This is a genomic window from Catellatospora sp. NPDC049111 (assembly GCF_040648615.1).
Taxonomy (GTDB): Bacteria; Actinomycetota; Actinomycetes; order Mycobacteriales; family Micromonosporaceae; genus Catellatospora; species Catellatospora aurea.
In genome coordinates, this window is record NZ_JBEZEB010000010.1 from 32,777 (window position 1) to 46,960 (window position 14,184).

At 73.6% G+C, this 14,184-nt stretch carries 14 protein-coding genes; 7 read left to right on the forward strand and 7 right to left on the reverse strand.

Annotated features, from left to right (window positions below; all coding sequences use genetic code 11):
• The first annotated feature begins 95 nt into the window (after positions 1 to 95).
• The gene (locus AB0B66_RS16725; RefSeq protein WP_360529728.1) at positions 96 to 893 is read left to right on the forward strand and encodes an isocitrate lyase/phosphoenolpyruvate mutase family protein; all 798 of its coding nucleotides are present in this window, start codon (positions 96 to 98) and stop codon (positions 891 to 893) included.
• Between the two features lies 1 nt (position 894).
• Here the strand turns inward: AB0B66_RS16725 and AB0B66_RS16730 are convergent, their stop codons facing one another.
• Complete coding sequence (locus tag AB0B66_RS16730; RefSeq protein ID WP_360529731.1) at positions 895 to 2,112, reverse strand: SLC13 family permease; 1,218 nt, start codon at positions 2,110 to 2,112, stop codon at positions 895 to 897.
• 1 nt (position 2,113) lies between these two features.
• The gene (locus AB0B66_RS16735) at positions 2,114 to 2,563 is read right to left on the reverse strand and encodes an ArsC/Spx/MgsR family protein (RefSeq protein ID WP_360529734.1); all 450 of its coding nucleotides are present in this window, start codon (positions 2,561 to 2,563) and stop codon (positions 2,114 to 2,116) included.
• Between the two features lie 87 nt (positions 2,564 to 2,650).
• Here AB0B66_RS16735 and AB0B66_RS16740 point away from each other — a divergent pair, with 87 nt between their 5' ends.
• The 5 genes from AB0B66_RS16740 (at position 2,651) to AB0B66_RS16760 (ending at position 9,188) form a co-directional block, all read left to right on the forward strand.
• A complete protein-coding gene (locus AB0B66_RS16740; RefSeq protein ID WP_360529737.1) occupies positions 2,651 to 4,129 on the forward strand; it encodes a SigE family RNA polymerase sigma factor in 1,479 nt (492 codons plus the stop codon).
• Between the two features lie 95 nt (positions 4,130 to 4,224).
• Entirely contained in the window at positions 4,225 to 5,619 is a 1,395-nt protein-coding gene (locus AB0B66_RS16745; protein WP_360529740.1) for a SigE family RNA polymerase sigma factor, read from the forward strand.
• 95 nt (positions 5,620 to 5,714) lie between these two features.
• On the forward strand, positions 5,715 to 7,154 hold the full coding sequence (locus tag AB0B66_RS16750) for a SigE family RNA polymerase sigma factor (RefSeq protein ID WP_360529743.1): 1,440 nt from the start codon (positions 5,715 to 5,717) through the stop codon (positions 7,152 to 7,154).
• Between the two features lie 92 nt (positions 7,155 to 7,246).
• On the forward strand, positions 7,247 to 8,689 hold the full coding sequence (locus tag AB0B66_RS16755; RefSeq protein WP_360529746.1) for a SigE family RNA polymerase sigma factor: 1,443 nt from the start codon (positions 7,247 to 7,249) through the stop codon (positions 8,687 to 8,689).
• A 70-nt stretch (positions 8,690 to 8,759) separates the two neighbouring features.
• On the forward strand, positions 8,760 to 9,188 hold the full coding sequence (locus AB0B66_RS16760; protein WP_360529749.1) for a hypothetical protein: 429 nt from the start codon (positions 8,760 to 8,762) through the stop codon (positions 9,186 to 9,188).
• Here the strand turns inward: AB0B66_RS16760 and AB0B66_RS16765 are convergent.
• Positions 9,185 to 10,021, reverse strand: coding sequence for a hypothetical protein (locus AB0B66_RS16765; RefSeq protein ID WP_360529752.1), 837 nt, complete (start codon positions 10,019 to 10,021; stop codon positions 9,185 to 9,187). The two genes, AB0B66_RS16760 and AB0B66_RS16765, sit on opposite strands and share 4 nt — an antisense overlap.
• Positions 10,022 to 10,142: 121 nt before the next feature.
• Between AB0B66_RS16765 and AB0B66_RS16770 the strand changes: the two genes are divergently transcribed.
• Positions 10,143 to 10,916: a methyltransferase domain-containing protein gene (locus AB0B66_RS16770; protein ID WP_360529755.1), complete on the forward strand. Its 774-nt coding sequence runs from the start codon at positions 10,143 to 10,145 to the stop codon at positions 10,914 to 10,916.
• 4 nt (positions 10,917 to 10,920) lie between these two features.
• Here AB0B66_RS16770 and AB0B66_RS16775 read toward each other — a convergent pair whose 3' ends face one another.
• The 4 genes from AB0B66_RS16775 to AB0B66_RS16790 all read right to left on the reverse strand — a co-directional run bounded on the left by AB0B66_RS16775 (position 10,921) and on the right by AB0B66_RS16790 (position 14,154).
• Positions 10,921 to 11,184: a hypothetical protein gene (locus AB0B66_RS16775; RefSeq protein WP_360529758.1), complete on the reverse strand. Its 264-nt coding sequence runs from the start codon at positions 11,182 to 11,184 to the stop codon at positions 10,921 to 10,923.
• A gap of 199 nt (positions 11,185 to 11,383) precedes the next feature.
• Positions 11,384 to 12,973 (reverse strand): DEAD/DEAH box helicase, encoded by a 1,590-nt coding sequence (locus tag AB0B66_RS16780; RefSeq protein ID WP_360529761.1) that lies wholly within the window; start codon positions 12,971 to 12,973, stop codon positions 11,384 to 11,386.
• A 286-nt stretch (positions 12,974 to 13,259) separates the two neighbouring features.
• Positions 13,260 to 13,532: a hypothetical protein gene (locus AB0B66_RS16785; protein ID WP_360529764.1), complete on the reverse strand. Its 273-nt coding sequence runs from the start codon at positions 13,530 to 13,532 to the stop codon at positions 13,260 to 13,262.
• A 49-nt stretch (positions 13,533 to 13,581) separates the two neighbouring features.
• A complete protein-coding gene (locus AB0B66_RS16790; RefSeq protein ID WP_360529767.1) occupies positions 13,582 to 14,154 on the reverse strand; it encodes a dihydrofolate reductase family protein in 573 nt (190 codons plus the stop codon).
• Positions 14,155 to 14,184 lie beyond the last annotated feature (30 nt).

Genomic DNA, 14,184 nt, shown 5'->3' on the forward strand with positions numbered 1-14,184 from the left:
CAGGTGACTCGCGAGAAAACGACATCGCGATCGCGGTGCGCGCTGATGTCGTTTTCCCGCCAGCCGCCGTCGGGGGGCCGTGGTGGACTGTGCCCATGACGATCACCAAGTACGACGCCTTCCGCGCCCTGCACCAGCCCGGCGCCCCGCTCCTGCTCGCCAACGCGTGGGATGTGGCCACGGCCCGGCTCGCCGAGCAGGCGGGCTCGGCCGCGGTCGCGACGACCAGCGCCGGGGTTGCCTGGAGCCTGGGCGCGGCCGACGGCGGCGTGCTGGACCGCGACCGCGCGGTCGCGCTGGTGGCCCGGGTCGTCGGCGCGGTGTCCGTGCCGGTGACCGCCGACATCGAGGGCGGGTTCGCCGATGACGCGGCCGGGGTCGCCGAGACGATCCGGCTCGTGGTCGCGGCCGGTGCGGCCGGGGTCAACCTGGAGGACAGCGACCGGGTCGGCCCCGCCCCGCTGCTGCCGGTGGACGAGGCCGCCCGGCGGATCGCCGCCGCTCGCGACGCCGCCGGCGCGGGACTGTTCATCAACGCGCGGGTCGACACCTTCCTGCGCGGCGGCGACGTCGCGGACGCGCTCACCCGGGCGCGGGCGTACGTCGCCGCGGGCGCGGACGGCGTCTTCGTGCCCGGCACGGCCGACTCCGCCGTGATCGCCGAGCTGGTCGCCGGGGTGGACGCGCCGCTGAACATCCTGGCCGGGCCGGGCTCCCCCACCGTCGCCGAGCTGGCCGCACTCGGCGTCGCCCGGGTGAGCCTGGGCTCGTCGGTGGCCGAGGCGGCGTACGCGGTGATGTGCCGGGCGACCGAGGAGCTGCTGGCGAAGGGCACCTACGACACGCTCGCCGGGGCAGTCAGCTATGGCGAGCTGAACCGCCTGCTGGCCTGAGTCACCGGGTCAGCAGCAGGGTGGCGGTCCCGGCGGCCAGCGCCGCGGCCCCGGTGACCGCCCCCGTCAGCGCGAACCTGCCCCAGCGGATGCGCACCCCGGCGGCCTGGCAGCGCTGCGCCCACAGCAGCGTCGCCAGCGACGCCCACGCCGTGACCAGTGGCGCGACGTTCGCCCCGAGCAGCAGGCCGAGCAGCTGGTCGCGGTGCCCGGCGGCGACCACGGCCTCGCCCGCCACGTACGCGGGCAGGTTGTTGACCGCGTTGGCGAGCAGCCCGCTGGTGACCGCGGCCCGCACCACGCCCAGCGCGCCGGGATCCGCCCCGATCATGGCCGCCATCAGGTCGGCCAGGCCGAGCCGGCCGACCGCCTCGACGGTCAGGAACAGGCCGGTGACCAGCACGAGCAGCCGCCACGGCAGCAGGTTCCAGCCGAGCGCGGCCCGGTCCCAGCGGGCGTACGCGACGACCAGGCCGAGTGCGCATACCGCCGACACCAGCTCCAGCCGCTCGCCCCACAGCACGCCCGCGAGGAAGGCCGTGCAAGCGGCCGCCGCGGCCAGCAGCAGCCGCCGGTCGCGCGCCCGCACCGGCGCGGGCGGGGTGTAGCGGGCCGGGTTGCCGCGCCAGTAGAAGATCCACAGGCAGGCGCCGACCGCGCCGAGCACGGCGAGCTGCGGCAGGACCATCACCCCGGCGAACCCGCCCACCGAAAGCCCGATCCGGTCCGCGGCCAGCAGGTTCGTCAGGTTCGACACCGGCAGCAGCAGGCTCGCCCCGTTGGCCAGCCAGATCGTCGTCATCGCCGGCGGCAGCGGCGGCACCCCGGCCCGCGCCGCGGTCGCCAGCATCACCGGGGTGAGCAGCACCGCTGTCGTGTCGAGGTTGAGCAGGGCGGTGGTCGCCGCGGCGAAGGCGAAGCAGAGCGCGAACAGCGCAACGTTGCGACCGCGGGCCCAGCCGGTCAGCCGGGTGGCGATCACGTCGAACAGCTCGGCCCGTGCGGCGAGTTCCGCCAGCACGATCACGGTGCCCAGGAAGATCAGGATGGGCAGGATGCGGCCGCCGGTCGCCAGCGCGCCGGCGGGCGGCACCAGCCCGGTCGCCACCGCGAGCAGCCCCGTGCCGAGCAGCGCGAACGCGAGCAGGTCGAGACCCCTGGTCCGGGCACGCGTCGGCCCGGTCCCGGCGGCCTCCGCCGGGACGATCGCCTGTGCCATGTCAGTCGCTGATCGGCGTGGAGACCGGCTGTGCCGCAGTGTCGGCGGGTGCCGGCGCCGGGACCTCGGCGGTCGGCGTGGCCAGGGCCTGTGCCAGGGCTTCGGGGGTGCGCCCCACGATCGCGGTGCCGTCGTCGAGCAGCAGGATCGGGCGTTGGATGAGCTGCGGATACGCGACCATCGCGGCGATCCAGCGCGGCCGGTCGGCCTCGCCCCGGCTCCAGCCGGCCAGGCTCAGCTCGGCGGCGGCCGGCTCGCCCAGCCGGCAGACGTCCCACGGCTGCGCGCCCAACCGGTCGAGCACGTCGGCGAGCTCGGCGACGGTCGGCGGGGCGTCCAGGTACGGCCGCAGCGTCACCGGCACCTGGTTGAGCTCGAACGCCTCCCGGGCGGCGGCGCACTTCGAGCACGAGGGGTTGTTCCACATCTCCACGCCGCTATCCTCACCCATCCCGGGATCTGCTCGACCAGCGGTTCAACCTGACCCGCCGGTCAGACGGTACCTGTTGCTGACCGGGACGATCAGGAGGCGACGGGGATGGCCGAGACGGCGACGTTCGACGAGTTCGTGGTGACGCGGTCGCGGCACCTGCTGCGGGTGGCGTACCTGCTCACCGGCGATCACGCGCTGGCCGAGGACCTGCTGCAGACCGCGCTGGCCAAGTCCTGGGCGGCGTGGCGGCGCATCCACGGCGACCCCGAGCCGTACGTGCGGCGGGTGCTCGCCAACACGTACAACTCCTGGTGGCGACGCCGCTGGCACGGCGAGCGCCCCACCGAGACGCTGCCCGAGCACCCCACTCCCTCGCCGCACACCGCCGTCGACGACCGCGACCAGCTGCGCCGCGCCCTGGCCAGGCTCCCCCGGCAGCAGAAGGTCGTGCTGGTGCTGCGCTACTTCGAGGACCTCAGCGAGGCCGAGATCGCCCGGACCCTGGGCATATCCGCGGGCTCGGTGAAGACCCACGCGTCCAAGGGGCTGGCCAAGCTGCGGCTGGACCCGAGCCTGCGGGAGCTGCCGCAGCCCGTCGAGGACGCGCCGACCGGCAACGAGCGGCTGTCCGCGGTGCGCGCCCGCATCACGCGGGGCCGCCGCCGCGGCATCGCCGGTGTGGCGACGGCCTGCCTGATCGCGCTGGCGCTGATCGCCGCGTACGCGCTGCTGCCGCACCTGCGCACGCGGGCGCTGCCGGAACCCGCGTTCCCGATCGAGATGCCGCGGTACGCGCAGAGCCGGGCGGCGTTCAACGACGTCGACTACTACCGCCTGACCGCGTCGGCCCAGCACGACTACACGCCGCGCCTCGACCCCGCGCTCACCTGGACGCCCAGCGGCCGCCTGGAGGCGTTGTTCCTCTCCTGCCGCCACCTGGGAGAGCTCAACACACTGATCATCAGTGTCCGGGTGAACGGACGAACAGCGGGCATGGGCCTGGACCTCTGCAACGGCGAGGGGCGGATGGGCTTCGACGGCTTCTTCACCGTGCTGGACCCGGTGGCCCTGGACCTGGTCGCGGGCCGCCCGGCGACCGTGACGCTGGACCTCACCTTCGGCCAGCACGGCGACGAGCCACTGCCCGAGGGCACCGTCGCGGTGGCGGTCGGCGAGCCCGCCGCATACGCGGAGCTGCCGTGGCCCGGCGCGACCCCGTCGAGCGCGCCGCTGGACCGCACCCTGCACAGCGGTGTCGACCCGGCCACGGTCGCCATGCTGGAGTCCGGGGGCGCGCGCACCGCCACGCTCACCTGGACCGGCCCGCTCACCGTGTGGGCGAACACGCAGGCACCAGGCCGTCTGCGCATCCTCGTCGACGGCGTGCTGGTGTCCACGCTGGACTTCGGCACACCGTTCATGACACTCGTAGGCGGCACGGGCATCTCGCTCGACCCCGCGATGCGTTACGACAGCGGCTTGCGCTTCGCGCCGCGGCCCGGCTCGCAGCTCACCATCACGGTCGAACCCGAACGCCTGACCGGCGACTGGTACGTGGCGATCTACCCGCAGCAGCCGAGCTGACCCCGAACGCGGAAATCTCGCGGGCCGCGCGCAACCCCGGCGGCGGCCCAGGTCGTACAGGATCTCGACACCGCGGACAGGGAGGCATCGGGAGCATGGCCGACACGGCGACGTTCGACGAGTTCGTGACGATGCGCTCGCGCCACCTGCTGCGCATCGCCTACCTGCTCTCGGGCGATCACATCCTCGCCGAGGACCTGCTGCAGACCGCGCTGGCCAAGTCGTGGACGGCGTGGCGGCGCATCCAGGGCGACCCGGAGCCGTACGTGCGCCGCGTGCTGGTCAACACGTACAACTCGTGGTGGCGGCGGCGCTGGCACGGCGAGCGGCCCACCGAAACGCTGCCCGAGCACGCCGGGCCATCGCCGCACAGCGCCGTCGACGAGCGCGACCAGCTGTGGCGGGCGCTGGACCGGCTGCCCCGCCAGCAGCGGGTGGTGCTGGTGCTGCGCTACTTCGAGGACCTCACCGAGGCGGAGATCGCGCGGACCATGGACATCTCGCCTGGCGCGGTGAAGGCGTACGCCTCCCGAGGGCTGGCCACCCTGCGACTGGACCCGACGCTGCGCGCGCTGCCGCAGGCCGACGAGGACGCGCCCGCCGGCAACGAGCGGCTGGTCGCCGTGCACCGCCGGATCACCCAGCGCCGCCGCAGCCGGCTATCCGCGGCGGCCGCGGCCTGCCTGATCGTCGTCGCCGCGATCTCCGGGTACGCCCTCGCGCCCGGCCTGGACCGCGGCGACGTCGCGGACCTGCCCGAGCTGTACCGGGGCCACCGCATCGTGGCCCGGATGCAGGCGTCGTTCGCGCAGCGCTCGGCGGAGCTGATGTGGACGCCCGGGACCACCGACCTGACCCTGTTCGGGGACTGCGCCACCGGCACGCTGCCGGCCGAAGTGGAGCTGAGCGTCAACGACGCCTATGTCACGACGATCGCCTGCGGCACCCGCCTGGAGTTCGCCGTCGCGCGCGCCATGACCGCGAGGACCGCGGCGGCCTGGAACGTGCGCGCCGGGCAGCCCGCCCGGATCACGCTGACCGTCGTGGGTGCGGCGACCCCGTCCGACCAGCGGGCCCCCGACGACGGGGTGATGGCGGTGGCGGTCGCCGAGCGCGTGCCGTTCGAGCAGTACCCGCTGCCCCCGCGCCCGGCGAGACTCGACCCCCTGGAAGGTCCCGACACGGCGCCGGGGCGGGTCCGGCTCGACGGCCCCGAGGCCCAGGTCATCTCCGGGGTGTGGCGCGGCTCGCTGACGTTCCGGGCCCGCGCGCAGACCCCCGGCAGTCTGCTCGTGTCCGTCAACGGCATCCCGGTCGAGAACTTCGAGTGGTGGGACTACGAACAGGGCAACCGGGCGGGCCTCCTGGACGCCGACAGCGCCGACGCGCGAAGGCTCGGGCTGGTCACCGGCCAGACCGTGGTCATCACCGTGGAGCCCGAGCACATGACGGGCGACTGGTGGCTGACCGTGGCCCCGCCCGGCACGTAACCTACGGGCGAAGTTTTCTCGCGACACCACCCCACCGACGCCGCCGTCCAACCGGTACGTGTTGCTGACGGCGGCGATCAGGAGGCTTGCGGAGCATGGCCGGCACGGCGGAGTTCGACGAGTTCGTCATGGCGCGGTCGCGGCACCTGCTGCGCATCGCGTACCTGCTCACCGGCGATCACGCCCTGGCCGAGGACCTGCTGCAGACCGCGCTGGTCAAGTCGTGGGCGGCCTGGCGGCGCATCCACGGCGACCCGGAACCGTACGTGCGGCAGGTCCTGCTCAACACGTACCGCTCCTGGTGGCGCCGCCGGTGGAACGGCGAGCGGCCCGCCGAGTCGCTGCCCGAGCAGGCGATGCCCGCGCCGCAGGCGGCCGTCGACGAGCGCGACGAGGTGTGGCGGGCGCTCGGCCGACTGTCCCGGCAGCAGCGGGTCGTGCTGGTGCTGCGCTACTTCGAGGACCTCACCGAGGCCGAGATCGCCAAGGCGCTCGACATCTCCCCGGGCTCGGTGAAGAGCTACGCCGCCAAGGGCCTGGCCCGGCTGCGGCTCGACCCCGACCTGCAGGCCCTGCCCACGATCACCGAGGACGCCCCGGCCGGCAACGAGCGGCTGGCGGGCGTACGCCGTCGTATCGTGCAGCAGCGCCGCGGCCGCCTGGCCTCGGCCGCGGCGGCGCTCGCCGTGATCCTGGCCGGCCTTGCCGGGTACGTCGTCGCACCCGGCGGGGAAACGGACGGGCTGGCCGGCGTGCCCGACTTCCACCAGGGTTACCGCATCACCGAACGCGCGCAGGCCGGGTTCCCCGAGGGAACCGGCGAGCTGACCTTCACCCCGTCCACTCTCGATCTGGCTTTCTTCCCGGCGTGCACGCACTCGGGATACGAGCTGCCACTGGAGATCAAGGTATGGGTCGGCGGCCGCGAACTCGGCGCCGTGGGCTGCGAGACCGATGGGCTGTCCTTCGAGAGCCGCCTCACCCCGGCCGCCGACACCCTGCGCGCCGCGGGCGTCGAGGTGGGCAAGCCGGTCACCGTCAGGTTCGACCTGGACGTGTCGTACGTCTACCCGGGAACCTCGGGCTCGGTCCCGGAACCGGCGTCACCGGCCCCCGAGGACGGTGTGCTCGCGCTGCTCGTCGGGGAAGCCGTCGGATTCGACCAGGTCGACCTGCCCGAGCGCCCGGCGGCGATGGCCCCGCTGGAGCGGCCTGCCTACGCGACCGGCACCAGCGTGCTGCTCGCCGCCGACGGGCCGCGCACCGCCACGCTGGACTGGCGCAGCGGCGGGGTGCGCATCATGGCCCGCTCGCAGACGCCGGGCGTGCTCCGGCTGCGGATCAACGGCGTGCTCGTCGACGTGAAGACCTGGTGGGACTACGAGCAACAGACGTGGCAGTCGGAGTTCGCGCCCGCCGGGGACGACGCGAAGGTGCGCGGGCTGAGCGCCCAGTACCCGGACCAGCTGACGATCACCGTCGAGCCCGAGCACATGACCGGGGACTGGTGGCTGGCGGTGATGCCCGCAGGCTGACCTCGGGCAGAGTCACTGCGCCATCGTGTCAACCGGCGCGCCGGCCCACCCGGTACGAGTAGCCGACCGGGACGATCAGGAGGCGCACGGGGATGGCCGGCACGGCGGAGTTCGACGAGTTCGTCACCATGCGATCGCGGCACCTGCTGCGTATCGCGTACCTGCTCACCGGCGATCACGCGCTGGCCGAGGACCTGCTGCAGACCGCGCTGACCAGGTCTTGGTCGGCGTGGCGGCGCATCCACGGCGACCCGGAACCGTACGTGCGGCGGGTGCTCGCCAACACGTACAACTCCTGGTGGCGACGCCGCTGGCACGGCGAGCGCCCCACCGAGACGCTGCCAGAGCACGCCGCACCGTCACCGCAAACGGCCGTCGACGACCGCGACGAGGTCTGGCGGGCCCTGTCGAAGCTGCCCCGGCAGCAGAAGCTCGTGCTGGTGCTGCGCTACTTCGAGGACCTCAGCGAAGCCGACATCGCGCAGACCCTGGGCATCTCCCCGGGCTCGGTGAAGACGCACACCTCCCGCGCGCTGGCCAGCCTGCGCCTGGACCCGGGGCTGCGTGCCCTGCCGCTGCCGGCCGACGACGACGTGCCCGCGGGCAACGAGCGCCTGGCCGCCGTGCGCGGACGCATCACGCAGCGCCGCCGCAACCGGATCGCCGCCGCGTTCCTGGCGCTCGCCTCCGCCGCCGCCGGATACCTGGTGGCCCCGCTGATGATGCCGTACGACGTGGCCGACTTCCCGGAGTACGACCAGGGCCAGCACATCGTCCTGAGAGGCCAGTCGAGCTTCGGCAAGGCCCCGGCGACGTTCGTGTGGACCCCCACGAAACTCGACGGCGAGGTCCGGATCGCCTGCGCGCACGACGACGAAACACTGCACCTGCAGGTCTCCGTCCTGATCAACGGCGACAAGGTCTACGGGACCGGCTGCAGCACCAATGGCGTGATCACGTTCGGGTCCAGCGTCCGGCTCACCGCCGCGTCACTGGGCAGCCGCGGAGTCTCGATCGGCACACCGGCCACCATCACCTTGATCGTCGAGGAGCCGTCCACCTGGCTGGAGGACCCCCCGCCGGGCGGCGCGTACGCCGAGCCGGGTGGCACCGTCCCGGACGACGGCGTCATGGCGGTCGTGCTCGGCGAGTCCGTGCCGTTCGACGAGTACCCGCTGCCCGCCCGGCCGGACGAGCTGAAGACCCTGTCCCGCCCCGATGCGGCCCAGCTCGGACGCTCGGTGCTGGTCAATGCCGCCGGTCCGCACACCGTCACGATGCCGTGGCGCGGCGGACCGCTGGAACTGGCCGGCCGGTCGCAGACACCCGGCATCATGCGCATCAAGATCAACGGCCTCCTGATCCGCACGCAGACCTGGTGGGACTACACGTCGATGAGCCGGGGCGCCCAGCTGAGCGCGGAGGAACTGGCAGAACTGGGAGTGAACCCCCAGCTCGACGAGCCGGTCACCATCACCGTGGAGACGGAGCACATGACCGGCGACTGGTGGCTGCGCGTCTCCCCGCCGAGCTGACCGGCGGCCGGACGTGGGCGGGGTGGAGATCCGGCGCGGGCGCATGAGACGGGCGGGTTAGGGTCGGGCTGTGGCGGAGCAGTCGGACTGGCGCGCGCAGCGCGATCATGCGGTGGCGCAGCATGCGCTGGCCGAGCAGCGCCGCCGGGCGGCGGAGACCGCGCAGGCGATGGAGCTGGTGACCCGGTTCGCCCGGGAGGCGGCCGCGCGCGGGCTGCGCACCACGGCGCTGACGGCCTTCGCGTACGACGGCGGCGGCCGCTACCGCACCAGCCTGCGCGGCTGGTACGTGCACCGCAACCGCACCCTCGCGATCACCGAGGACGGCCGCTACTACGTGCTCGGCGTGCCGTCGTCGCTGCGGGCCCGCCTGCTCGGCGCGGAGGTGCCGCCCGCCGACCCGCCGCTGATCGTCGGCCGGGGCGCGCGCGACGGCGAGTCGATGCCGCTGGAGACGCTGCTGCAGCGCCGCCTGGACGCGGGCGACGACTGGCCCTAGCGGGCCGCCGCGACGGCGAACTCCAGCTGCTCGACCGCCATCCGCACGGCTTTGCGCAATGCCGTCTCAAGTCCGTACTGATCCGACCACTGGATGCCGTACGGGTGGCGGAGCAGGGTCAACCGCAGCGGCCCGACCCGGTTCTCGTAGAGGTCGAGCGATTCGTGCGCGGCCGCGAGGGCGAGCCGCTCGACCTCCGCCGGGTCCACCTGCTCGGCGTCACCGGCCACCACGAAGCCGTCGGCCACCAGCACGACTCGCTCGGCGGCCCGCTCGGCCTCGATCGTCACCACGCCGGAGCCCTCGGGCAAGACGGTGTCCGGCGGGCTGGTCAGCCGTACCACGGGGCCGGTCGGGGTGAAGGTCACCCAGTCCCGCACCATCGCGGGCCCCAGCAGGTCGATGGCCTCCCGGACGGCCCGGTGGGCGGCGGCCTTGACCGCCAGGTATCCCGAGTCCACCGGGTGGATGGCGTGCTTGACCAGCACCGCTCGCAGCGGGCCCACGCGGTAGTCGTACTCGTCCAGGGCGTTGCGCGCGCCGCGGCGCGCGCCCTCGACCAGTTCCGCTACCCATTCCCGGTCGTCGAGGTAGTCGCGCAGGTCGTCGGCGACCTGGATGAAGTCGTCGGCGATGGTGAGGCTGCGTTCGCCCGCCCGGGTCAGCTCGACGGTGACCCGTGCGCCCGCGAAGCAGCTGCCCCGCATCGCGGAGTTGCAGTGCCGCACCGAAACCGGGGCCGGTTCCCCTTCGGCGGCCGCTCGCTCACCCTCGCCGGTGACCGGCGCCCCGCCATGGCGGTCGGGAATCGTCCTGTCGGTCGCCTGTGCCATGGCCGGGAGCGTAACAACGCCGGGCCCGCGCCGACCGCTCCATTTCGGAGCGGACAGCGGACGTGGCGCGATCGTTTCCCCCGAGTGTCGCGGCGGCCGGGATGGCACTACGCTCTCGCGAATGAGTGACGCGCGCGCCCAGGGCCTCATGTTCGGCGAGATCGCCGAGGAGTTCGACCGGATCCGTCCCGGATACCCGGAAGGGCTCGTCGACGACGTGCTCGCGTACACCGGGATCGGGGTGCAGGCGCTGGAGGTCGGCGCGGGCACCGGCAAGGCGACCACCGCGTTCGCGGCGCGCGGCCTGCAGATCACCGCGATCGAGCCGGACCCGAAGATGGCCGCGCTGCTGTCCGAGCGGCTCGCCGGGCAGTCGGCGGTGCGCATCGTGGTCGCGCTGTGGGAGCAGTACGAGCCCGACCTCGCCTTCGACCTGCTGTTCTGCGCGCAGGCGTGGCAGTGGACCGACGGCTCGCAGCGCTGGCGGCGGGCCGCGGCGGCGCTCACGCCCGGCGGCACGATCGCGCTGTTCTGGAACTTCGATCGGATCGCCGACGACGACCTGCGCGCACTGGTCCGCGAGGTGCACGCGGGATACGCCCCGCACGCGATGATCGACGAGGAGCCGGCGGACGGCACCGACCTGTCGGCGTACTGGCCGGGCCCGGACCTGGCCGCGCTGCCCGAGTTCGACGACCTCACCGAGCGCCTCTACACCTGGGAGCGCACGCTGTCGGCCGACGACTACGTCTCGTACCTGTCGACCCAGCCGACGTACCGGATCCTGCCGGAGGCGACCCGCGAGGCGCTGTTCACGGCGCTGCTGCAGCGCCTGCCGGAGAAGGTGACGCTGGCCGTGGAGACCCTGCTCTACCTGGGCCGCCGCACCGCCTGACCGGTCAGGCGACCCGGCGGCGCATCGAGTAGGTGACGGCGTGCAGGCGGTACGGCTCGGTGTGCAGGAACACGGCACCCCGGTCGTACGCCTGCCAGCCCGACTCGCCGGCCCGGTTCAGGTGGCGCAGGTCGTCGAAGCGCTCGTCGGTGCCCCACCGCTCGACACCGTCGGGCCCGTGGAAGACCGCGTCCCAGTCCATGAAGCGGTCCGCGCCCAGGGTGCCTGCCGATCGGTACTCGAGCCGTGCGTACTGCCAGAGCGTCATGCGGTCATTGTGCCGCAGCCCCATGTGGCCTGTCCAAACGCGACCACGCACCGTCGCGCCCCGCCCCGCCCCGCCCCGCCCCGCCCCGCCCCGCCCCGCCCCGCAACGACGTTGGCCTATCCCATCGAATTCGAGCCACGAAAATTCGACGAGATAGGCCAACGTCTATGAAAAACGGGGTTGTCGGTGCGGGGGACGGTCAGCGGGAGCGGCGGCCGCGGCGCGACCGGCTGGAGCGGCGGGCGGCCTGGTCGGTGCCGGAGGCGGCGGCGGCCTGAGCAGGGGCCGGGGTCGGCAGCACGGCCGGGGTGCCCGACGGGGTGCGCGCTCCGGTGATCCGGGCCAGTTCCTGGTCGTGCGGGCGGACCGCGGTGGTGCGAGCGTCGACGCCCGCGGCGGCGAGCAGGCGCGCGGTCTCCCGGCGCTCCTCGGCCACCACCAGGGTGACGACCGTGCCGGTGCGCCCGGCGCGGGCGGTGCGGCCGCCGCGGTGCAGGTAGTCCTTGGCGTCGTTCGGCGGGTCGTAGTTGACGACCAGGTCGAGGTCGTCGATGTGGATGCCCCGCGCCGCCAGGTCGGTGGCGATCAGCGCGTTGACCGCGCCCGACTTGAACTGGTCGAGGATGCGGGTGCGCTGCGGCTGCGACTTGCCGCCGTGCAGCGCCGCCGCGGTGACGCCGCTGGCCAGCAGCCGCCGGGCGACCCGGTCGGCGCGGTGCTTCGTCTTCACGAACATGATCACCCGGCCGTCGCGCGCGCCGATGTGGGCCGTGGTGGCGTCCTTGTCGGCGGCGTCGATGTGCAGCAGGTGGTGCTCCATGGTGGTGACCGCCCCGGCCGGCGGGTCCACCGAGTGCCGGGCGGGGTCGTTCAGGAAGCGCCGGACCAGCCGGTCGACGTCCCCGTCCAGGGTCGCCGAGAACAGCAGGCGCTGTCCGCCCGGCACGGTCGCCGTCAGCAGCGAGGTGACCTGGGGCAGGAAGCCCATGTCGGCCATCTGGTCGGCCTCGTCGAGCACCGTGATCTCGACCTGGTCGAGCCGGCAGTCGCCGCGGTCCAGCAGGTCGTTGAGGCGGCCCGGGGTGGCGATGACGATCTCCGCGCCGTTGCGCAGCTGGTCGCCCTGGCGGCCCAGGGACAGGCCGCCGACGACGGTGACGGTGCGCAGGTTCAGTGCGGTGGCGTACGGGGCCAGCGCCGCGGCGACCTGGGCGGCGAGTTCCCGGGTGGGGACCAGCACCAGGGCCAGCGGCTGGCGGGAGCGGGCGCGCCGGCCCGCCAGGCGGGTCAGCATCGGCAGCCCGAAGGCGAGGGTCTTGCCCGAACCGGTGCGGGCCCGACCGAGCACGTCGCGCCCGGCGACGCCGTCGGCGATGGTGCGCGCCTGGATCGGCGACGGCACGGTGAGGCCCTGCGCGGCGAGCACGGCGGCCAGCGCGGGGTGCAGCGGAAGCTCGGCGAAGCTCGCCGCCAGCGGACCTGTGGCCTCCGGCGGCGCGGCCTGCGCCTTGGCGGGCGCACCGGCCGGTCGGGTCGCCCTGCCCATGCCTGACTGGGCTCCGGCCGCCCTGGCGGTGGGCACCTTGGCCGTGGGCGTCTTGGTGGTAGGCGTCTTGGTGGTAGGCGCATCGATGACGGACCTTCTGGCACCCGACGTCGTGGCCGCGCCGGTGGCGGCGTCGGACGGGCGGCCGGTCACCTTCGTGCCGCCGGACTGGGCGGCGGACGCCGGGCGGCGACGGCGGCGACGGGCGGGGTGCTGGGAGGAACCGGGAACTACGGTGGTCAAAACGGAGCCTTTCGCTGTCGGCACGCCGCGCGAAGGCTCTCGACCCGGTCACGCCAGGGAGAGTCGACAGGTAACGAACCGGCTGACGGGAGGTGCTGGACCCGGCTCAGCGGCGGGAATGCCCTGGAACCGGACGACAGAGCATCGTATGCCACGCTCGGCGGCGCGGCGGGATTCTCCGGCGGGAACGCAGGGCCCGGTGGGCCGTGCGTGATCAATTGTTCTCCACACTACACGCCGGGAGGCCGCCCGGCGGGTGTCCCGGGTGCCCGCAGGTGTGTCCTGGCTAACCCAGTTCCATCGCCACCAGGAGGAATACGGCCAGACCGGTGGTGATCCCGATCGCCATGGCCAGCGGCAGGCCCGCCCCGAAGAACGTGGCGACGAAGGTGGCGAGGGCGCCCGGGATGGCGAAGAAGGCCGCCGCCTGCGGCGGCTTGCGCCGCGCGTACGACATGGCGGCCTTCAGCACGAACTTCGCCACGATGCCGGCGAAGGCCAGGATGGCCAGCGCGGCCAGGCCGAGCAGCGCCCACAGCAGGACCTCACCGGCAGACATGCGACCGAAGGTAGCCGCTGCGCGGTAACGGGGCCAGTGACAGGTGTTGCTATTTCACGACTCGGAACCGCAGATGCGTGACGTGGGGCGACTCCTCGACCGCGAGCCGCTCGAGTTCGATGTGGTCGGTGCCGAGGTGCTCGAACAGCCGCCGCCCGCCGCCGAGCACAACCGGCGCGAGCTGCAGGTGGATCTCGTCGAGCCGGCCGGCCCGCAGCGCCTGCTGCACGACGTCCGCGCCCATGAGCGTCACCGCTTGGTCGCCGGCCGCCTTGGCCGCCTGGTCCAGCGCGTCGGCAAGCCCGGTGGTCACGAAGGTGAACGTGCCGCTGCGCTCGGTCCGGTCCGGCGTCGCTCGGTGGGTCAGCACGAAGCAGGGAACCGGGTACGGGGTGTCGCCCCAGACGCCCACCCCCACATCGAACGTACGGCGGCCCAGCAGGACGGCCCCGGTCAGCGCGAACTGCCGCCGCATCGCCGCGGCGTCCACCTCGTCCGCATCGTCGAAGATCCACCGGTGCAACCGCTCGCCGCCGCGGCCCATCGGATGCTCCTCGCCCACGTCAGGCCCGGCCATGTAGCCGTCGAGCGACATCGTCACGTGCGCGATCACCTGTGCCATCGTCATCCCCCCGTAGCGCCCTGTGAATGC